Annotated in this window: 1 protein-coding gene; it reads left to right on the top strand. The window is 62.7% G+C overall.

The annotated features are described in order from the left end of the window. Positions 1-458 (top strand): IS256 family transposase (locus tag FPZ47_RS27960; RefSeq protein WP_210420063.1); only part of this gene is annotated, 458 nt, incomplete at both ends.

Raw genomic sequence — 458 nt, 5'->3', positions numbered from 1 at the left:
GGGGCTGCCGTGTCGCGGGAATTGATCTCCAATATCACCGAGGTCGTCGTCGATGAGATCAAGGCCTGGCAGTCGCGGCCGCTCGATGAGGTCTACCCGATCCTCTACATCGACGGTCTGCGGCTGCGGATCGGCGACAACGGGGTCATCACCACCAAGGTGGCCTATCTGGCCATTGGGGTGGACCTGGAGGGCCGCAAACATGCCCTGGGCTGCTGGATCCAGGACTCGGAGGGGGCGAAGTTTTGGCAGAAGGTCGTCATCGACCTGCGCAACCGTGGGGTGCGCGACATCCTGATCGCCTGCTGCGACGGTTTGACCGGCCTGCCTGATGCGATCCGCTCGATCTACCCCGACACCGTGGTGCAAACCTGCGTCGTGCACGTGATCCGCAATGCGATGCGGTTCGTGTCCTATAAGGACCGCAAAAAGGTCGCCACGGCGATGCGGGCGATCTA

Source organism: Mycobacterium helveticum, assembly GCF_007714205.1.
Classification (GTDB): Bacteria; Actinomycetota; Actinomycetes; order Mycobacteriales; family Mycobacteriaceae; genus Mycobacterium; species Mycobacterium helveticum.
Note: the sequence above shows the minus strand (reverse complement) of the source record. Positions and strands in the feature narration are given on the sequence as shown.